The 20,460-nt window shown below is 65.9% G+C and carries 14 protein-coding genes and 3 pseudogenes; 9 read left to right on the top strand and 8 right to left on the bottom strand.

All coding sequences use genetic code 11. The features are described 5' to 3' along the window. Positions 1-117 precede the first annotated feature (117 nt). Positions 118-2,250, bottom strand: coding sequence for a histidine kinase (locus N3J91_11675; protein MCX8157085.1), 2,133 nt, complete (start codon positions 2,248-2,250; stop codon positions 118-120). Positions 2,251-2,510: 260 nt separating this feature from the next. Here N3J91_11675 and N3J91_11670 point away from each other — a divergent pair. Beyond that, positions 2,511-2,741: pseudogene (locus N3J91_11670) on the top strand (hypothetical protein). 184 nt (positions 2,742-2,925) lie between these two features. On the opposite strand, the pseudogene N3J91_11665 reads toward N3J91_11670, so the two are convergent. Continuing rightward, positions 2,926-3,105: pseudogene (locus tag N3J91_11665) on the bottom strand (hypothetical protein). Between the two features lie 137 nt (positions 3,106-3,242). On the opposite strand from N3J91_11665, the gene N3J91_11660 reads away from it, so the two are divergent. The 6 genes from N3J91_11660 to N3J91_11635 all read left to right on the top strand — a co-directional run bounded on the left by N3J91_11660 (position 3,243) and on the right by N3J91_11635 (position 11,349). Then, positions 3,243-4,301, top strand: coding sequence for a ribonuclease D (locus tag N3J91_11660; protein ID MCX8157084.1), 1,059 nt, complete (start codon positions 3,243-3,245; stop codon positions 4,299-4,301). A gap of 52 nt (positions 4,302-4,353) precedes the next feature. Further along, the gene (gene mqnC, locus N3J91_11655) at positions 4,354-5,448 is read left to right on the top strand and encodes a dehypoxanthine futalosine cyclase (GenBank protein ID MCX8157083.1); all 1,095 of its coding nucleotides are present in this window, start codon (positions 4,354-4,356) and stop codon (positions 5,446-5,448) included. Between the two features lie 66 nt (positions 5,449-5,514). After that, entirely contained in the window at positions 5,515-6,498 is a 984-nt protein-coding gene (locus N3J91_11650; protein MCX8157082.1) for an ATP-binding cassette domain-containing protein, read from the top strand. 399 nt (positions 6,499-6,897) lie between these two features. Next, positions 6,898-7,539 (top strand): DUF4433 domain-containing protein, encoded by a 642-nt coding sequence (locus tag N3J91_11645; protein MCX8157081.1) that lies wholly within the window; start codon positions 6,898-6,900, stop codon positions 7,537-7,539. Beyond that, a complete protein-coding gene (locus N3J91_11640) occupies positions 7,536-8,654 on the top strand; it encodes a macro domain-containing protein (protein ID MCX8157080.1) in 1,119 nt (372 codons plus the stop codon). The genes N3J91_11645 and N3J91_11640 overlap by 4 nt, the downstream gene beginning before the upstream one ends. Before the next feature lie 121 nt (positions 8,655-8,775). Next, positions 8,776-11,349: a non-lysosomal glucosylceramidase gene (locus N3J91_11635; protein MCX8157079.1), complete on the top strand. Its 2,574-nt coding sequence runs from the start codon at positions 8,776-8,778 to the stop codon at positions 11,347-11,349. A gap of 9 nt (positions 11,350-11,358) precedes the next feature. On the opposite strand, the gene xseA is transcribed toward N3J91_11635, so the two are convergent. Together xseA and N3J91_11625 are read right to left on the bottom strand one after the other, a co-directional pair. Next, positions 11,359-12,819: an exodeoxyribonuclease VII large subunit gene (gene xseA / locus N3J91_11630; GenBank protein ID MCX8157078.1), complete on the bottom strand. Its 1,461-nt coding sequence runs from the start codon at positions 12,817-12,819 to the stop codon at positions 11,359-11,361. A gap of 4 nt (positions 12,820-12,823) precedes the next feature. After that, the gene (locus N3J91_11625; GenBank protein MCX8157077.1) at positions 12,824-13,621 is read right to left on the bottom strand and encodes a TIGR00282 family metallophosphoesterase; all 798 of its coding nucleotides are present in this window, start codon (positions 13,619-13,621) and stop codon (positions 12,824-12,826) included. A 252-nt stretch (positions 13,622-13,873) separates the two neighbouring features. Here N3J91_11625 and N3J91_11620 point away from each other — a divergent pair, with 252 nt between their 5' ends. Both N3J91_11620 and N3J91_11615 read left to right on the top strand, forming a co-directional pair. Next, positions 13,874-14,206 carry an integration host factor subunit beta gene (locus N3J91_11620; GenBank protein ID MCX8157076.1) on the top strand — a complete coding sequence of 111 codons (333 nt, stop codon included), beginning with the start codon at positions 13,874-13,876 and terminating at the stop codon, positions 14,204-14,206. A 103-nt stretch (positions 14,207-14,309) separates the two neighbouring features. Further along, entirely contained in the window at positions 14,310-15,566 is a 1,257-nt protein-coding gene (locus N3J91_11615; GenBank protein ID MCX8157075.1) for an ATP phosphoribosyltransferase regulatory subunit, read from the top strand. 61 nt (positions 15,567-15,627) lie between these two features. Here N3J91_11615 and N3J91_11610 read toward each other — a convergent pair whose 3' ends face one another. From N3J91_11610 to fabD, 4 genes and pseudogenes are all read right to left on the bottom strand, one after another. Next, a complete protein-coding gene (locus N3J91_11610; GenBank protein MCX8157074.1) occupies positions 15,628-16,851 on the bottom strand; it encodes a hypothetical protein in 1,224 nt (407 codons plus the stop codon). An 11-nt stretch (positions 16,852-16,862) separates the two neighbouring features. Continuing rightward, on the bottom strand, positions 16,863-17,864 hold the full coding sequence (locus tag N3J91_11605; protein ID MCX8157073.1) for an FAD:protein FMN transferase: 1,002 nt from the start codon (positions 17,862-17,864) through the stop codon (positions 16,863-16,865). Between the two features lie 965 nt (positions 17,865-18,829). After that, positions 18,830-19,258: pseudogene (locus tag N3J91_11600) on the bottom strand (Gfo/Idh/MocA family oxidoreductase). Between the two features lie 202 nt (positions 19,259-19,460). Further along, positions 19,461-20,390: an ACP S-malonyltransferase gene (gene fabD / locus N3J91_11595; protein ID MCX8157072.1), complete on the bottom strand. Its 930-nt coding sequence runs from the start codon at positions 20,388-20,390 to the stop codon at positions 19,461-19,463. Positions 20,391-20,460 lie beyond the last annotated feature (70 nt).

Here is a 20,460-nt window from a genome sequence, read left to right as displayed (position 1 = left end):
GCCCCGGCGCCAGCCAAAAACCAAGCCACCCGCTGCCGGGCTTGACCCCCGGCGCCATGCATTCCCGTGCGGAGCGGCGGGCGTCTGCGCGCCATCCTGGGCGCGGCCTCCGCGGCATCATGGCCCCATCCTGCACCGCAACCGCACACACGTCCCGCCCCCGGCGCGCGGCAGAAACTCCACCTGCCCCTGCGCCTCGGCCATGCGTTTCTGCATGTTTTTCAAACCGTTGCGGCTGGTCTGCTTCACCCGCTCCAAATCCAATCCCCGCCCGTCGTCCTCCAATTCGATAACCAGCGTGGCCTCCTCCTCCACGCGAATGCGAAACCACACCTGCCGCGCCTGCGCATGGCGCACCACATTGGTCACCGCCTCCTTCACCGTCATATACACATGATGCCGCACCTCCGGCGCCATGGCGGCCGGCGGAAAGGCCGCCGGCACCTCCAGCCGGCACGGCACCCCCGCCACCGTCAGATAATCGTGCACATACTTGCACAGATAATTGGCCAGACCCTCCACCGTGTCATTCGCCGGATTCACCGTCCACACAATCTCATCCAGCCCCCGCGTCGTCTCCCGCGCCGTCTGCGCTATCTGCCGCGCATGCCCCGCCACCTCCTCCGGCTGCTCCCGGTCCGCCTCCACCATCTCGCTGAGCAGCGCGATCTGCGTCAGATTGGCCCCCAGTTGATCATGCAAATCCCGCGCAATCCGCGCCCGCTCCTTCTCCAGCGCCTCCTTCTGGCGCAGCCCCTCAAGCTGCCGCCGCAGCCGCACCGTCGAAAAATGCCGGATGAGCAGCACCAGCGTCACCACCGCCCCCCCGCCCGCCAGCGAGACAAACCACACCGTCCGCCACCACGGCGGCGGCACCACCAGCGCCAGCGCCGCCCCCTCCACATTCCACACCCCGTCTTCATTGCACGCCGTCACCCGAAAACGATACGTCCCCGGCGGCCACACCACATACCGCGCCACCCGGCTGTCCCCCGCCTCCACCGGCCCGGGATCATGCCCCTCCAGTTGATACCGGAATCGCGCGCGCTCCGGCGCGCCCAGGTTGAGGCTGGCGTAATGGATCTCCACCCGGCTCTTGCGCGGCGGCAACACCACCGGCCCAACCCCCTCCGGCACCGCCACCGCCTGACCGTCCACCAGCACCTTCTCCACCCGCACCGGCGGCGGATGGGTGTTGGGCAGCAACTGCGCCGGATTCACCACCGCCAGCCCCCGCGTCGTCGGAAACCATAGCCGGCCGTCGGGGCCTCGCCACGCCGCCGGCTGCGACCCGCTGGTGCACTCCCGGCTGGGCAGCCCGTCCGCCTTGGCATACGTCCGGCACGGCGCCACCTTCAACCGCCCGGCGGCCACCTCGTTCAAATCGCGGCGGGCAATGCGCATCAATCCCACACTCGAGCCAATCCAAAAATACCCCTGCTCATCCTCCACCAGATACGCCACCGCATTGCCCGCCAGCCCCTCCCGCACCGTGAACCGGCTCCATTGCCGGCCGTCCCACCGCGCCAGCCCGCTGCTCACCGTCCCCACCCACAGCACATTGCTGCTGTCGCAGTGCAGAAAAGCTATCTCGTCCGCCGGCAATCCCGCGGGCCCTTTGCGCACGGCGCTCCACCGCCCCTCCCGCCACACATTCAGCCCCCCGCCATACGTGCCGGCGTACATCGTCCCCTCCGCATCCTCCGCCAACGCCGTGATCACCGCCGAAGACAAACCCTCATTCGTCGTGTAACGCCGCGCCGCCTGGCCGTCCCAAACCACCAGCCCCCCCTGACCCCCCACCCACAAACGCCGCTGCCGATCCTCATACAACGTCGTGACCACCGCCGGCCCCTCGACCGGCAGCGGCGCCGCCACAAAACGGTTGCTCTGCCACACCAGCAGCCCGCCCCCGTACGTCCCCGCCCACACCCGGCCCTGGGAATCGCGCAATACAGACCACACCTGCATCCGCGTCAAACCCTCCTGCCGCCCGTAGAACCGCGCCCCGCCCGGCGTCCAATGCAGCAGCCCCATCCCGTTGAATCCCGCCCACAACCCCTCGCCCCCATCCCCGCACACCGATTGCACCGGCCAGACCCCCGCGCTCTCCAGCGTGCTGAAACCCTGCCGCCGCACCCGCGCCAGCCCCCCCCCGTCGGTGCCCACCCACAAATTGTTCTCGTGATCCACGCACACCGCCAGCACCGTCTCATTGTTCAATCCGTCCTGCCGTTTCAACCACGCCACCGAACCATCCGGCCGATACCAGAAAACCCCCAGCCCCTTGGTCCCCACCACCAACTGCCCCTGCCGGTCCTCCGCCGCCGACGTCACCGGCGCCGAGCGCCACGGATACGCCCCCCAGTTGCGCTCCAGCTTGCCCCCGCGCCAGAACGTCACCCGCCCATCCGCCAGCCGCCACAACCCGCCCCCCCGGCTGGGCCACAGAAAATCAAGCTGTTGCACCGCCGCCTCCCCCGCCACCCGCGGCTCCAGCGAGCTGTTGCCCGTTTGCGGCCCCAGCCACGCCACCCGCCCGGCGGCCCCTACCCACACCGTCCCGTTGGTTTCCGCCACCAGAAAACGCGCCACATCCTCACGGCCCCAGGCAAAAAGATAGGGCGTCAGCACCTCATTCTGCCACCGCCACAGCTCCCCCGTGCGCGTGTAAAACCACGCCGCCCCCTGCCCATCCCGCCCCGCCCCCACCAGCCGCCGCTCCGGCGCCGTCCGCCCCACCGGCACCACGTGGAATCTCCCCTGCCGCCACTCCACCAGTGCGCCCGACTCCAGCCCAATCCACAAACCGCCCGCCGGATCCGCCCGCAAAAATACCACCCGACCCCCCTCCAGCTCCGGCGTGTTCTCCCCGTCAAACACCCTGAACGTCAGCCCGTCAAACCGCGCCAGCCCGTTCAGCGTCCCCACCCACAAATACCCATCCTCCGTCGTGGCCAGACTCGTCACCGTATTGTGCGGCAGCCCGTCATCCGTCTCCCACACCCGCACCGCAAATGGCCCCGCCGCCGGCGCGGGCCACGCCCACAGCCCCGCCAGCAGCCACAGCAAAAAAAACACCCGCCTGCAGCCGGTGTATGGCATGAAGCATTATGGGGAGAGCCGGCACCATTCATCAATCCTGAAAGCTCGCCCCCCCGCCGCCGCCGGCCCCCGCCTCTCCCCACGCCCCGGATTTTTTCTTCTCAAAATCCCGCCCCTTTCCGCATAATCCGCCTGTTTTGATTGCGCGGGAAACACAGTTGTTGGAATTGGCGGACAAGCTGCGGGCCAGTCCCTGGGTGGCCATGGACACGGAAGCCGACAGCCTGCATGCCTACCCCGAAAAAATCTGCCTCATTCAAATCAGTTACCCCGGGCGCGATGTGCTGGTGGACCCCCTGGCCGGGTTTTCCCTCCAACCCCTCTGGGAGGCCCTCCATGGCCGCGAATTGATCATGCACGGCTGCGATTACGACCTCCGCCTCCTCCGCCGCACCTACCACTTCCTCCCCGGCGCCGTCTTCGACACCATGCTCGCCGCCCGGCTCCTCGGCTATCAGGCCTTTGGCCTCAGCGACCTCGTGGCCCGCCACCTCGGCGTGCGCCTCGAAAAAGGCCCCCAAAAAGCCAACTGGGCCCTCCGCCCCCTGCCCCCCCACATGGAGCAGTACGCCCGCAATGACTCGCGCCATCTCAAACCCCTGGCCGACATCCTCCGCGCCGAACTCGTGGCCCGCGGCCGGCTCGAGTGGCACCGCGAAATGTGCGCCCGCCTCCTCGAACAAAGCGCCCACGAGCCGCCCGCCGACGCCGACACCGTCTGGCGCGTCAAAGGCTGCGGCCAACTCGACCGCCGCGGCCTGGCCGTCCTCCGCGCCGTCTGGCACTGGCGCGAGCACGAAGCCACCGCCGCCAACCGACCCCCCTTCTTCATCCTCTCCACCGACGGCATGATCTCCCTGGCCGCGCTGGCCTCCGCCGGCCAGCCCTACGAACACCTCATCCCCCGCCGCTTCAGCCCCGCCCGGCGTGAACGCCTCCGGCAGGCCGTGGACAAGGCCCTCCACCTGCCCCCCGAAAAATGCCCCGCCCCCGCCCCGCGCCGGCCCACCCTGCGCCTGACCGCCCACCAGCGGCGGCTCATGAACGAACTTCAGGCCCGCCGCGACGCCCTGGCGGCCCGGCTCCAAATTGACCCCACCCTCATCGCGCCCCGCGCCACCCTCGTCGCCCTCGCCACCGATGGCGAGGCCGCCCGCCGCCAACTGATGACCTGGCAGCAAAAACTCCTGTTCTGACACCGCCCGGCCCCCCTCCTTGTCTTTGCCCCATAACCCGCTATCTTTCCCCATGGTTGCTCCGGCCACCGCCACCGACAGCCTCAAACAAAAAGTTTGGGACGGCGAACGCATCTCCCCCGCCGAAGCCCAGGCCCTCTACCACCTGCCCCTGCCCGAGCTGGGCGAGCTGGCCCACCGCCGGCGCGAGCTCGCCAAGGCCGCCGCCTATGACGGCCGCGGCAATGAAATCGTCACCTACATCATTGACCGCAACATCAATTACACCAACGTCTGCAACGTCTATTGCAAGTTCTGCGCCTTCTATCGCACCGAAAAGGACGCCGACGCCTACGTCATCTCCTTCGCGGAAATGGACCGCAAGGTCGCCGAAACCGTGGCCCTCGGCGGCACCCAAATCCTCCTCCAGGGCGGCCATCACCCCAGCCTGAGCCTCCAATGGTATCTCGACCTGCTCAGCCACATCAAAAGCCGCTTCCCCCAGATCAACATCCACGGCTTCAGCCCCAGCGAGTTCATCCACTTCGAAACCGTCTTCCAAAAACCGGTGGAGGAGCTTATCCCCCTCTTCGTCCAGGCCGGCCTCGGCAGCATCCCCGGCGGCGGCGCCGAAATCCTCGTGGACCGCGTCCGCCAGCGCATCTCCCCCCGCAAAGCCATGAGCCACGACTGGCTCCGCGTCATGGATGTCGCCCACCGCTGCGGCCTCAAAACCTCCGCCACCATGATGTTTGGCCACGTGGAAACCCTCGCCGACCGCATCGAGCACCTCGACCGCCTCCGCGCCCAACAGGACAAAACCGGCGGCTTCACCGCCTTTATCGGCTGGACCTACCAGCCCGAAAACACCGTCCTCAAAGCCCCCACCGTCGGGGCGCACGAGTACCTCCGCACCCAGGCCCTCGCCCGCATCTATCTGGATAATTTCCCCAACGTCCAAAGCTCCTGGGTCACCCAGGGACCCGACATCGGCCAGGTCGCCCTCCACTACGGCGCCAACGACCTCGGCAGCATCATGATCGAAGAAAATGTCGTCAGCCAGGCCGGCGCCTCCTTCCGCATGACCGAGCAGGACATGCGCCGCCTCATCGAGGAACTGGGCTACGAACCACGCCAGCGGGACAACTGGTACCGCCTGGTCAAGTAAGCCCCGCACCCCCCGCCCCCCAGCCTGCCGCTTGCGCCCCCGCCCACCCCCCGCTATCGTGGGCGCGTGGCCGCCGTCATTGAAGTCCACAACCTGAGCAAAAGTTTCCGCACCTACAAAAAAGAGCCGGGCCTGGCAGGCGCGCTCAAGGGCCTTTTCCGCCGCCGGTACGAAACCGTCCGCGCCGTCCAGGAAATCTCCTTCGCCATCCAGGAGGGCGAGCTGGTCGGCTTTGTCGGCCCCAACGGCGCCGGCAAAACCACCACCCTCAAAATGCTCGCCGGCCTCCTCTACCCCTCCGCCGGCTCCGCCCGCGTCCTCGGCTATGTCCCCTGGGACCGGCCCGATGGCTACCGCCGCCAGTTCGCCCTCCTCCTGGGACAAAAAAATCAATTGTGGTGGGACCTCCCCGCCCGCGAATCCTTCGAACTCAACCGCCACATCTACGGCCTTGACCGCGCCGACTTCGAGCGCACCGTCAGCGAGCTTGCCGCCCTCCTGGGCGTGGCCGACAAACTCGCCGTCATGGTGCGCGAACTCTCCCTCGGCGAACGCATGAAAATGGAGCTGATCGCCGCCCTCCTCCACCACCCGCGCGTCCTGCTCCTGGACGAGCCAACCCTCGGCCTCGATGTCGTCTCCCAAAAAACCGTCCGCGACTTCCTCCGCCACCACAACGCCACCACCCGCACCACCATCCTCCTCACCAGCCATTACATGGCCGACATCCAGGCCCTCTGCGAGCGCGTCATCATCATTGATCACGGCCGCCTCTTCTTCGACGGCCGCCTCGAGGAAGTCCTGGAACGCTACGCCTCCGACAAACTCATCACCATCGAACTGGGCCCCGGCGGCCCGCCCCCCGCCGCCCACCTCGCCCGCCACGGCGAACTGTTGGAACTGACCGCCGCCCGCGTCCGCCTGCGCGTCCCCCGCGACCAGGTCATCCCCGTTTGCAAGGCCCTCCTCGACGAGCTGCCCGTCAAGGACATTGACATCGAGGAACCCCCCATCGAAGAAATCGTCCGCCGCCTCTTCGCCCGCCAATAGCCCCTGCCCCTGCGGCTCCCTCCGGCTCATGCCCCTTCCTTCCGCCGCTGCCGGCTTTTCCTTCTCCCTTCGTTTCCCTCCGCCAAGATTCGTGTGCCTCCGTATCCATCATTCATCAGGGCTCATTTTTATTCGTGTCCATTCGTGCCCATTCGTGTCCATTCGTGTCCATTCGTGGTAAAAAAAATCCCCTGCCCCGCCCCACCCCGGACATTTTTTCCTGTGCGCCGCCAACGAATGGTGTTAAATGCATAGTCCGTCCATGTTCAGCCACTCCGTCCCAGTGCCATGGGTGTCCTTCAAAAAGAAAGGCGCCTTGTTGCGCTTTCCCGGGTGGCACTCCCGCGCAGGGAACCAGCTTGACTCCCAAGCCGACCTTCCCACTTCTCCGGCCACCCCATGAGCGCACTGAACCCTGACAAAGCGCTGATTTTTCGCATCACCCACATGGACAATGTCCCCTGGCTGCTGCGGCATGGTTTGCATTGTCAAAACGCTGCGCCACGCGACCCGCAGTATCGAGTCATCGGCAATCCAGATTTAATTGCGCGCCGCCAGCACCGGCACGTGCCGGTCCCCCCTTACGGCACGCTGGCCGATTATGTGCCCTTCTACTTCACGCCTTGCTCGATCATGCTCTATAACATCCGCACCGGCCATGGCGGCGTGGCCATCCTGCCCAACGAAGAAATCGTCATCCTGGTCAGCTCCCTGCGGCGGGTGGCGCAGTTGAATATCCCTTTTGTGTTCACCGACCGCCATGCCTATGTGCAAACCGCGACTTTTTACAATTCACTTGACGATTTGACAAAGGTGGACTGGCCCCTCCTGCAATCCCGGAATTTCCGCAATAACCCGGATGATCCCGGTAAAAAAGAGCGTTACCAGGCCGAGGCCCTAATCTATCGTCACCTGCCCATTGCCGGCCTGCTGGGCGCGGTGTGCTTTAACGCCGCGGCGCAAGCGCGCTTGCAAAATGAACTGGCCGCGCTCAATTTATCCCTGCGGGTCGAGGCGCGGCCTGACTTGTATTTTACATGATCATCTTCCGACAAGGCAATCTGCTCGAGGCTGACGTGGAGGCCCTGGTGAACACCGTCAACACCAGGGGCGTGATGGGCAAGGGAATCGCCCTCATGTTCAAGGATCGGTATCCCGACAACTTCCGCGCCTACGCCCAGGCCTGCAAATCCGGCGCGGTCCGCCCCGGTCGCATGTTTGTCACCGCCACCGGCGAATTAACCGGCCCGCGCTGGATTATCAACTTCCCCACCAAGGAAGATTGGCGGAAACCCTCGCGCCTGGAATGGATCGAAACCGGCCTCGCCGACCTCGTGCGCGTAATCCGCGAAAAAAACATCCACTCCCTCGCCCTCCCCCCCCTGGGCTGTGGCCAGGGCGGCCTGGATTGGAACCAGGTGCGCCCCCTCATTGAAAAGGCTTTCGCCCCGCTGCCAACCGTGCAGGTCGTGGCGTTTGAACCAACCGCTCAATATCAGAATCTGCCCAAGCCGCGCGGCGTGGAGAAACTTACGGTGCCCCGTGCCCTCCTGGCCGATGCCGTCCGGCGGTATTGGGTTTTGGGCATCGAGTGCACCTTGCTGGAAATTCATAAACTCGCCTGGTTCTTGCACCGCGCCCTTCACCAGCGCCGGTTGGACGATGTGCTGAAGCTGGACTTCCAAGCAGATCGCTACGGCCCCTTCTCACCCCGTCTGAATCATCTTCTTGATGCCTTGGATGGAAGTTATCTGCGTGCCAACAAGCGGATTGCGGATTGTACTCCGTACGACACCATCGCCTTTGCAGAGGAAAAAACGGAGCAAGTCGCCGCTTTCCTGCGCAGTCCCCCAGCCCGCTGCTACCAGCCCGTGCTCGAGGATGTGGATCAGTGGATTGACGGCTTCCAGTCCCCTCTCGGCATGGAGCTCCTGGCCACGGTGGATTGGTTGTTGGTGCGCGAAGGTTGCCCTCCCAACCTCCAGGCCATTCGCCAGGCCCTGGTGCGCTGGCCGGGGGGCGCCGATGCCGGCCAGCGCAAAAACCGCTTGTTTGCTGACTCGTACCTCAAGGCGGCCATTCAACGCCTGGCCGGTATTGCCGCCGAACCCGGGGCCCACATCGAGAATTCGCCGGCCGCCCGCCACGCCGGTTAAATACAAAAAGGGCCCAAACCGCGCCTGAGCCGCGCCGTAACCAGGCGGGAAGAAATAAGGGACGATTTTTTTCTGTGCACCGCCAGGGGCTTTTGGTAGGCAAAGAAAAAAGCCCATGCCCATGAACAAGCGCACCCTCCAAGCATCGTCCTCCCCCACGGCAGGATCCCTCAAACGCCGTCAATTCCTCGCCCTCACCGCCGCCTCGGCCGCCGTCAGTGCCGCCGGTGGCCTGGCCCCCCTGGCCGGCGCCGCCCCGGCCCTCAAAGCCCCCGCCGCCCCCGCCGGCAGCCGCCGTTTCAACACCGTGTACACCGGCGAAAATCTCAGCCGCGTGGCCTTCCCCATGGGCGGCATGGGCGCGGGCATGATCTGCCTCGAAGGCGTGGGCGCCTTCTCCCATGTCTCACTACGCCATCGCCCCGAGGTCTTCCATCAGCCCTGCCTCTTCGCCGCCGTCGCCGTCAAAGGCCGCCCCGGCCTCGCCAAAGTCCTCGAAGGCCCCGTCCAAAGCTGGAAAATCTTCGGCGCCGGCAACACCGGCAACGGCGCCCCCGGCGCCACCTATGGCCTCCCGCGTTTCCGTGGCGTCGCCTTTGCCGCGCGTTTCCCCTTCGCCACCGTCAGCCTGAGCGACCCCAAAATGCCCCTCCGCGTCGAGCTGACCGGCTGGAGCCCCTTCATCCCCGGCGATGCCGACAGCTCCAGCCTCCCGGTGGCCGGCCTCGAATATCGTTTCACCAATCCCCCCCGCCAGCCCCTCGAAGCAATCTTCTCCTTCAACGCCAAAAATTTCATGGTCGTGGGCAACAACCCCCAGGCCATCAAACCCATCCGCGGCGGCTTCCTCTTGTGGGGCGGCGCCCCCGCCGACCGCCCCTGGGAGGAGGGCGCCTTCTGCGCCGTCGTGGACGAGCCGGACGTGAAGGTCAATCATGCATGGTTCCGCGGCGGTTGGTGGGACGCCCTCACCATGGCCTGGAAGGACATCGAAACCGCCGCCGCCTATGACCGCCCCCCCGTCTCCGAGGGCGGCCCCAGCCCCGGCGCCACCTTGTTTGTCCCCTTCACCCTCGCCCCCGGCGCCTCCCGCACCATCACCGTCAAACTGGCCTGGTACGTAGGCCACACCAACCAGCGCATCGGCAGGGACCCTGCCGGCGCCCCCGCCCCCAAAGATTATTACCGCCCCTGGTACGCCGGACGCTTCCAAGGCGTCGAGGAAGTCGCTGCATTCTGGCGCACCCAATATGACTCCCTGCGCCGCGGCTCCGAGGCCTTCGCCGAATGTTTCTACAGCAGCACCCTCCCGCCCGAAGTCCTCGAGGCCGTGGCCGCCAACCTCACCATCCTCAAATCCCCCACCGTCCTCCGCCAGGCCGATGGCCGCCTCTGGGGCTGGGAAGGCTGCTCCGACGGCAGCGGCTGCTGCCATGGCACCTGCACCCACGTCTGGAATTACGCCCAGGCCATCCCCCACCTCTTCCCCGACCTCGAGCGCTCCCTGCGCGACACCGAATACAACTTCTCCCAGGACAAACGCGGCCATCAAACCTTCCGCAGCGCCCTGCCCGTCCGCCCCGTCGAACCCGACTTCCACGCCGCCGCCGACGGCCAGTTGGGCGGCATCATGAAAGTCTATCGCGAATGGCGCCTCAGCGGCGACACCGCCTGGCTGCGCGCCTTGTGGCCCAAAATCCGCCAGAGCCTCGACTACTGCATCGCCACCTGGGACCCCGCCGAAAAAGGCGTGCTCGAAGAACCCCACCACAACACCTACGACATCGAGTTCTGGGGCCCCAACGGCATGTGCACCAGCTTCTACCTCGGCGCCCTCCAGGCCGCCGTCCTCATGGGCCAGGCCCTCGGCGACAACGTCGCCCGCTACGAAAACCTCCTCCTCAAAGGCCGCCAAAAAACCGAAACCGACCTCTTCGACGGCGAGTACTTCATCCAGAAAATCGAGTGGAAAAATCTCCGCGCCGGCAACCCCGTCGAAAACAAAAGCATGGTGGGCCACTACTCCCCCGAGGCCCTCCAGCTCCTCGAAAAGGAGGGCCCCAAATACCAATACGGCAAAGGCTGCCTCGCCGATGGCGTCCTCGGCGACTGGCTGGCCCGCGTCTGCGGCGTCGGTCCCGTGCTCGATCCCCGGAAAGTCACCAGCCATCTGCGGGCCGTGTACCGCTACAACCTCAAACACGACCTGACCGATTACCCCAACCCCCAGCGCCCCAGTTACGCCTGCGGCGCCGAAGGCGGCCTGCTCCTCTGCACCTGGCCCAAGGGCGGCGAGCTCTCCCTCCCCTTCGTGTACAGCAACGAGGTCTGGACCGGCATCGAATACCAGGTGGCCTCCCATCTCATGCTCATGGGCCTCGTCGAGGAAGGCCTCGAAATCGTCCGCGTCTGCCGCCGCCGCTACGATGGACGCATCCGCAATCCCTTCAACGAATACGAGTGCGGCCACTGGTACGCCCGCGCCATGTCCTCCTACGCCCTCCTCCAGGGCCTCACCGGCGCCCGCTATGACGCCGTCACCAAAACGCTCCACCTCGCCCCCAAACTCAAGGGCGACTGGCAGGCCTTCTTCAGCGCCCAGGGCAGCTTCGGCCGCGTGGGCATCCGCCGCGGCAAGCCCTTCTACGAGCCGGTGCGCGGCCAGCTCGACATCCAGCGCTTCGCCGTGGCCTGAGCCCCGCCCTCAGCCGCTTTGCTCCGGCGTCGCATGGTCCAGCAGGGGATCCGCCGGCTCCGCCGCGCGCGTCTCTTCCACCCGGCTCACCACCTCCCCGTGCGCCAGCCGCGTGATGACCTCCCGCCCGGCCGCCGTCTCGTCGGCGCGCCGCAAAATGCGCCCCGTCGCCGCATCCCGCGTGATGGAGTAACCCCGCTCCAGCGTGTGCTGCGGCGAAAGCAGCCGCAACTGCTCCAGCCACTGCTGCACCCGCCTTTGCCGCTCCTGCACCTGTTGCTCCGCGCCCCTGCTCAACCGCTGCCGCAGCGCCGTCCATTGCTCCGTCCGCCGCGCCAGCCATCGCGCCGGCCGCTGCCGCTGCACCTGTTGCACCAGCCGCGCCAGATGCGCCTGCTGCGCCTGCCACTGCCGCCGCGGCTGCCGTAACAGCCGCTCCAGCAAATCGTCCAGCCGCTGGCTCTGCTGCTCCAGCCGCCGCCGCGGATGACACCGCTCCAGCCGCGCCTCCCGCTGCTGCAGGGCCTCCGTCAAACGCATGAATCTCCTCCCCATGCTCCGCCGCAAATGCTCCGCATACCCCGGCACCGCCTGCCCCGCCCGAAACATCCCCTCGCTCAACAGCTCCGCCGCCGCGCTGGGCGTGGGCGCGCGCACATCCGCCACCAGATCGCTGATCGTGAAATCAATCTCGTGCCCCACCGCCGATACCACCGGCACCGCCGAATGAAAAATGGCCCGCGCCACCACCTCCTCATTGAACGCCCACAAATCCTCCAGACTCCCCCCGCCCCGCGTCACCAGCAACGCGTGCAGCCCGCACCCCGCCGGCTGCGCCGCATGCCACGCATTCAATCCCGCAATCGCCGCCGCAATTTCCGCCGCCGCCCCCTCCCCCTGCACCCGGCACGGCGCCAGAATAATTTCCATCCCCGCGTACCGCCGCCGCCACACGCTCAACACATCTTGATACGCCGCCCCCGCCGGCGAGGTCACCACCCCCACCCGGTACACATAAACCGGCAGCCGCCGCTTGCGCGCCACCTCAAACAAACCCTCCGCCTGCAGCTTTTGTTTCAGCCGCTCCAACGCCGCCTGCAGCGCCCCCAAACCCACCGGCTCCAGCTCCCGCACCACCAGTTGATACTGGCCCCGCGGCTCATACACCGTCAGCTCCCCGCGCACCAGCACCTGCTGCCCGTCCGCCAGCACCTGCCGCGCCACCCCCGTCTCCCCCCGAAACAGCACGCACGCCAGTTGCGCCCCCGCGTCCTTCAACGTGAAATAAATGTGGCCCGACGGCTGGCTGCGCAAATTGCTGACTTCCCCCTTGACCCAAATCGAGGCAAACTGCGGCTCCAGCAGCCGCTTCACCCGCTGCGTCAGCTCGCTCACCGTCCACACCTGCCGCGTCTGCTGCGGGCCAAACAGCTCCCCAAAATCCCACTGGCTTTGCACCTTCCGCGGCATAATCTCAGGCCCCCCCCTCCACCGCCAGCGGCTCCACCACCCGCGTGATGGCCGTCGCCTTGCCCGTCCCCTCCTCCACCTCCACCAGCACGCCATGCAGCGCCGTGCGCCCACGGGCCACCTCAAACCGCTGCGGCATCCCCGTCAAAAACCGCCGGATCACCGGCTCAATCTCCCGCCCCAGCACACTCTCCTGCGGCCCCGTGAATCCCACATCACTGATGAACGCCGTCCCCCCCGGAAAAATCTGTTCATCCGCCGTCGGCACATGCGTGTGCGTCCCCAGCACCGCCGTCGCCAGCCCGTCCAGCATCCGGCCCATCGCAATCTTCTCCGACGTCGCCTCCGCATGAAAATCCACCACCACCACCCGCGTCCGGCTCCGCAAATTCAACACCTCCTGCTGCGCCAGCCGAAAGGGATTCTCATGCGCCGGCATGAACGTCCGCCCCTGCAAATTCATCACCGCCACCGCCGGCCGGCCCTCCGCCTCATACACCCCCCAGCCCCGCCCCGGCACTTCCGCCGGATAGTTGGCCGGCCGCAAAAACCGCGGCTCCTTGTCCAGCAACGTCAGCACCTCCTTCTGATCCCACACATGATCCCCCGACGTAATCACGTCCACCCCGCTCTCAAATATTTCCTCCGCCACCGCCGGCGTGATGCCGTTGCCCCCGGCCGCGTTCTCCCCGTTGGCAATCACAAAGTCCACCCCGTGGCGCAGCCGCAGCTTCGGCACCAGCGCGCGCACCGCCCGCCGCCCCGGCTGCCCCACTATGTCGCCCACAAACAAAATCTTCATGCCCCCAACCTAGGCGAATCCCCCGCAAAAGTCGAATCGCTTCGGCAGACTCCACCTCCAATCCCAACCCCCGCGGCAAATCCTCCTGGCCCGCACACGCCACCCCCGCACTCTTTTGCGGCCTCGCACCAGCCCGGCTTAAGGTCAAAAAAAAATTTGTTTATGTTGCTTGACCGCAACATAAAAGTGTCTCATAGTGAAGCAGTTAGGCTGTCTAATGACCGTTGCTCATCCAACCCTGAAGCGCGACGTATGACAAAACGTGACCTGGTAGTGCGGATCAGCGAAGACACCGGCCTCAAGCAACAGGACGTCATGGCAGCCCTCCAGCGCGCGCTGGAGCTGATCATTGAAGTCCTCGGCCGGGGCGAAAAAGTCGAGCTGCGCAATTTCGGGGTTTTTGAGGTGAAGAAACGCAAAGCGCGGGTGGGACGCAATCCCAATACGCCCCAAGTCAATGTGCCCATACCCCCGCGCTTCGTCGTGCGTTTCAAACCGGGCAAGGAGATGCGGGAGCTGGTGCTGCAATTAAAAGAACTGCCTTCCTCGCCCAACCCTGAATTGGATGCCCGACAGCCCTCCTGAGCCGGCACGGTGTTATAACTAAATCTGGCCAGCGCGCAACGCCGGGAAGTCTTTTTTTGTTTGCCACCCCGCCGTGCCTTTGGGTTTCATGCCTCCCTGCGCTATGTCCAAGGCGTTTGAACGTTTGCCCGGTTTCCGGGATTTCTACCCGGAACCGCTGCCCCATCCAGAGGTGGCCAGTGCCGACCTCCGCCGCCACATCTTCGACACCTGGCGCGCCGTGGCCCGCCGCTATGGCTTCCGCGAATACGACGGCCCGCCGCTCGAACCGCTCGAGCTGTACACCGCCAAAAGCGGCGCGGAAATCGTCGCCCAGTTGTATCATTTCGTGGACAAGGGCGGACGCGAGGTGGCCCTGCGCCCGGAAATGACCCCCACCCTCGCCCGCCTCGTGGCGGCCCATCACCGCGCCTACAAAAAACCCATCAAGTGGTTTGCCATCCCCCAGCTCTTTCGCTACGAGCGCCAGCAAAAGGGCCGCCTCCGCGAGCACTTTCAATTCAACGCCGACCTGATCGGCGAGGCCGACCCCGCGGCCGACGCCGAATTGATTGCGCTCCTCATTGACACCCTCCTCGCCCTGGGTCTCCAGCAGCAGGATTTTGTAATCCGCCTCTCCAGCCGCAACGCCTGGCGCGATTTCTACCAGCGCGCCGGCGGCGCCCCCGAGCGCGAATATGAGTTCTTTCAGATCATTGACAAACTGGAGCGCGAAACCCCCGAAACCAGCGCCGCCAAATTGCAAGCCCTCGGCTTCTCTCTCCCCCAAGTGCAGGAATTCATCCAGCGCGGCGAGCCTACCCCGGAGCTGCAGGGCATCCTCGCCAACCTGCGCGCCCGCGGCCGCGAAGCCTTCGTCAAGGTGGACTACGCCGTCATCCGCGGCCTCGCCTATTACACCGGCCCCGTCTTCGAGGCCTTCGACCGCCAGGGCGAATTCCGCGCCATCGCCGGCGGCGGCCGCTACGACAACCTGATCCGCCTCATCAGCGGCGGCAAGGTGGACCTCCCCGCCCTCGGCTTCGGCATGGGCGATGTCGTCGTCGCCGAGCTGATGAAGGCCCGCCGCCGCCTGCCCGCGCTCCACGCCCCGGTGGACGTAGTCTGTGTCATTGAAGACGAGCAATTCCGCGAACCTTCCCTCCGCCTGGTCCAGGCGTTGCGCGACCTCAACCAATCCGTCGAGTTCTCCCTCACCCCCGCCAAGCCCGACAAACAATGGAAGCGCGCCACCGAGCTGGGCGCCAAATTCGGCGTCACCGTCCGCCCCCAGCCAAATGGCGAAGTCATGGCGCACTGGAAAAACCTCCTCACCCGCCAGGAACAAATCCTCCCCCTCGGCGTGTGGCCCGCCGATTAATCCCCCCGCCGCCGCCCGCGCTTCGTCCGGCGCGGCCGCGCCGCCGCCGCGCGCTTGGCCCTCAAAACTCCCACGCCACCCCCGCCCACACCGTGTGCGCCTGGTACTCCGTATATTTGAGATTCGAGTAATTCCCCTCCCACTGGTACTCCCACTCCAGGCGCGTTTCCCGCGTCAGCTTGAGCTCCCCGCGCAGGCTCACCTCCAGCTCCGATCGCTCATAACGCTCCCCGCTGCCGGGCGCCAACGTCTGCACCGGATAATGATAATACATCCAGCGCAGCGCCGCCTGCGCATTCCACCGCGCCTGTTGATACCGCACCTGCGGCTGCAAACCGTATTTCCAATAGCCGTAATAATCCGCCCCATTGTCCACCGACCGCTCCACCCGCACACGCATCCCCACCCGCCAGCGCCGCTCCTCGTCCAGATGATGCCGCCAGTTCAACACCGTCCGGTGCTGCGCAAATTCCAGCCGCCGCCCGCCCTGCGCCACGCCCGCCGCATCGGTCACCTGCCGGCTGTCGTAACCCCGGTTATTGTAATCATACGCCAGGCTGAGCTCCGAGCGCCGCCCGTAACGATAGCCCACCCGCCCCAGCGGGCCGCCCTCCCAATAATCATCCACTGGCGCCTCATACTCGTACCGCCCCCCGCCGGCTTCCACCTCGGCAAAAAAATTTCGCCCCAGCTCCCGATGCGCGATCAACCGCGGTTGCAGCGCGTGCAGGCGCACCGGCAGCGGCTGGCCAATCCCCTGCTCATCGCTCAAATCCAGCACCTGATCCAAATACATGTACTGCCCCCGCAACGCCACATGCCCCGCCTCGCCCCACGCCTTCTTCAACTCCCCCACCGCCATGCCGGCCTGCTCCTGCCCCACCGCCACATGCCGCGTAAAACGCAAATCCTCCCACGACGCCAGCCCCGCAAAGCTCCACCCCTTCTGCGGCAGCCGCACCAGCGTGGCCTCGGCTCCCACCCGCACAAATGGACTGGCCTCGCGCCGCTCATGGCTCAGCAACACATTGTCCTTGTAACCCGCGCCCAACGCCACGTTCACACTCAGATCCCACCGCCGGATTTTCAGTTGCTCCAGCTCCCGCGCCAGGCGGGGATCCAGCTTCGCCAGCTCCTCCAACGTGGCCGCTGCCTGATTGGTCACAAACGGCCCGGGCAGTCCCTCCGCCGCCCACAAGCCGGGCTGGCCCAGGCACCCCACGCCCAGCAGCAGCGCCGCCAGCCGGCGCCCCTGGCTCAAGAAGCTGATGGCCAGTCTCATCATGATCGGCCCCTTCAACTCTCCTGCCACACCACCTCGGCCGCCACGTCCGGCAACAGGGCCAGCCCGTGCGCCGCCACCTGCAACCGCCCGCCTTCCGGCGCCTCCCACGCCACCAGCGTCTGCAGCCCCGGCACACAGCGGCTCAACTGCCCATGCCGTTGTCTGCCGTCCACTATCAACGCCGTGGCCAGCGCGTCCCCGTCCGTGGCCGAAGCGCACCGCACCGCGCTCACCACGGCCGCCTCCGCAGGCTCCCCCGTGCGGGGATCCAAAATGTGCCCATACGTCCGGCCCTCCCGCTGAAAATGTTTCCCCCACACGGTGCTCACCGTCAGCGATTGATCCCGCAGCTCCACCACCGCCAGCGGTATCTTCGGCCCCCCGGCCCGCAGCGGATGCGACTCGATGCCCAGCCGCCACGCCCCCGTGTCCGGCGGCGCGCCCAGCGCATACACCGAACTGGTCCCGCCATGCAGCAGCGCGTCCCGCACCCCGGCCTCGCGCAGCAGCTCAATGGCACAATCCAGCGCGTACCCCTTCCCGATGCCCCCCAAATCCACCATCACCCCCGGCTTGCGAAAACGCACCGTCATCTCCGCCGCGTCCAATTCCACCCACTGCATCCCCGTCACCGCCCGCGCCGCCGCCACCGCCGCCGGCTCCGGCATCGCCCCCTCCGCCCCCATGAATCCCCAGCACCGCAACAGCGGCCCAATCGTGATGTCAAACGCCCCGCCCGTCAGTTCATGCCACCGCCGCGCCCGCTCCAGCACCGCAAACACCGGCGGGCTGACCCGCACCGCCTCCCGCGCCGCGCAGGCGTTGACATGCGCAATCTCGCTCGTCGGCCGGTACACACTCAGCAGCCCCTCCAGCCGCGCAATCTCCCCCAGCGCCTCCTCCCCCGCCGCCCGCAGCGACGGCGTGGGCGTGCCCGGCAGCACCAGCTCAAACCGCGTGGCCATCGCCTCCCGCGCCAGCAGCACCGCCGGATATGTCAATTCAGGTCTCACCCCGGCATAAAAAAGGTTCCGCCGGCGCGCCCGGCGGAACCCGTTTCAAACCCGCTTCACGTGGCTCAGGACAATCCGTCCTTCCACCCGTAATTGATGATCGGCAGCTCCCGCCCCATCCCGTCCATCACCTTGCGCGTCTTCTCGTCGAAAACGCACATCGTGCTCAGCCGGTCCGACATCTCGCCCAGGCACACCACCGTCTGCACCCGCACCGCCAGCTCAATCCCGCAGTTGGGCTCCTTGTTCGCCCGGATGCTGTCAAACCAGTTCTGATGATGCGCCGGAATGGACTCCGCCGGGAACGGCCCCACCGTCTCCGGATCAATCTCCTCCGTGAACGGCTTCTCCGGCTTCAGCTCCACCCGGTTGCCCGCCATGTACAACGATCCCTTCTGCCCGCGGATCATCTCCTGCGTGCCCTGCTCGTTCACGCTGCTGCTGGTGATGTGCATCACCATCCCATCCGGAAACTCCGCTATCAGTTGGATGATTTCCGGCACATCGCGCATCGGCGTCCCCGGCGTGAGCTTGTCCGTCATCACCTTCCGCGTCCCAATCGCCGCCACCCGCAACGGGAACTGCGGATTGCCCGTCGCCAGCATGTACGGATGCAGCTTGTGCGGGAACAAATCCCCCAGCAACCCGGCGCAATACCGGTAATACTTGCGCCACCGGAAATAATCATCCGGATCAAACTCCGGCTTCCGCGTCTTGATCTGCGGCCCCAGCCAGAGCTGCCAGTTCACATCCTCCTTCGTCGCCCAGCTTTGGATGTTGTAATTCCATTCCCCCTTCGGATTGTTCCGCATGTACGAACCCTGCGACATCACCACCGCCCCAATCTTCCCGTCCTTGATCAACTTGGCCGCCGCGTGCCACTTCTGATCCGAGCACCCCTGGCTCCCCACCTGCAGCACCTTCTTGCTGCTCTTCACCGCATCGTATATCGCAAACGCCTCCGGCAAATACCGGCACATCGGCTTCTCCACATACACATGCTTCCCCGCCTTCAGCGCGTCAATCGTCACCGGCGCATGCCAGTGATCCACCGTGGCGCACACAATCGCGTCAATGCTCTTGTCCTCCAGCAATTTCCGGTAATCCTCATACTCCTTGCAACCCTCCCCCACCGCCTGCTGCGCCTGCAACCGCCGCGTCTTCGACACGTCGCATACCGCCGCCACCGCCACATTATATTTGTCCTTCTCCTTCAAGATGGGCAGCAAATGACTCCCATAACCCTGGTTGCCCACCCCGATAAAGCCCAACACCAGCCGGCTGTTGGCGCCCGCCACCCCATCCGCCCCGTACAACGGGCCGCTAAGCCAGCTCGCCGCCGCGGCCGCACCGGCCATCGTGGCGGTTTGTCTCAAAAAATTCCGGCGCGTCATCGGGCCGGCCGTGGTATGCTTCTTATTCGATTCCATATAAATTGCTCACGTTCTACTATTATGACTCATTTCCGGGCCGCGACATTCAATTGCACCTGCGGGCGGCCGGTCCGCCTAATATGACCGGCGCCCCTGACCCGGTCAATGCTTATTAAGTTTGTCTAATCCTGCCCCACCCCCCCACCAACCCGCCGCCCGCCCCCTATTGGCTCAACGCCTTCACCGTCGCCTCCAGGCTCGGCACATCCGCCACGTTCAAACACACCGCATTCTTCTCGATGCGCTTCATAAACCCCGTCAGCGCCGTCCCCGGCCCCAGCTCTATGAACCGCGTGAAACCCTGCGCCAGCAGATATCGGATGGACGCCTCCCACCGCACCGACGCCGTGACCTGCTCCACCAGCCGCGCCCGGATTTCCTCCACGCTCCCATGCGGCAGGGCCGTCACGTTGGAAATCACCGGCACCGCCGGCGGCCGCAGCGCAATCCGCTCCAGCTCGGCCCGCAACTTGGGCTGCGCCGACGCCATCAACGGCGAGTGATACGCCCCCGCCACCACCAGCGGCAACGCCCGCTTCGCCCCCCGCGCTTTGGCCAGCTCGCACGCCTGCGCAATCTGCTCCGCCGCCCCGGAAAGCACGATCTGCCCCGGGCAGTTCAAATTCGCCATCGAAACCCCCGTCGCCGCGCAAATCTCCCGGCACACCGCCTCGTCCAGCCCCATCACCGCCGCCATCCCCCCCCGCGTGGCATCGCACGCCTCCTGCATAAAACGCCCCCGCTGCCGCACCACCCGCAAACCATCCGCAAAATCCATCGCCCCGGCGGCCGTCAGCGCCGTGAACTCCCCCAGCGACAACCCGGCCGTGGCCTCAAAACGCAGCCCGGGGCACCGCTCCTTCAACAACTCCAGCGCCACCCAGCTCACCAGAAAAATCCCCGGTTGCGCGTTCTCCGTCTTGGTCAGCTCCGGCTCCGGCCCCTCAAAACAAATCGAAGCCAGATCATACCCCAGCGCCGCATTGGCCCGCTCAAACCAGCCCCGCGCCGCAGGATATTGCTCCGCCAAATCTTTGCCCATCCCCACCACCTGGGCGCCCTGTCCCGCAAACAATAATGCAGTTTTGCTCATAATCAGCGCCGCATTAAGCCCGAAAAGCCCCGGGCTGAAAAGCTCCAAATGCTGTCTCTTATACACATCT

Source organism: Verrucomicrobiia bacterium (assembly GCA_026414565.1).
Classification (GTDB): Bacteria; Verrucomicrobiota; Verrucomicrobiia; order Limisphaerales; family Fontisphaeraceae; genus Fontisphaera.
Note: the sequence above shows the minus strand (reverse complement) of the source record. Positions and strands in the feature narration are given on the sequence as shown.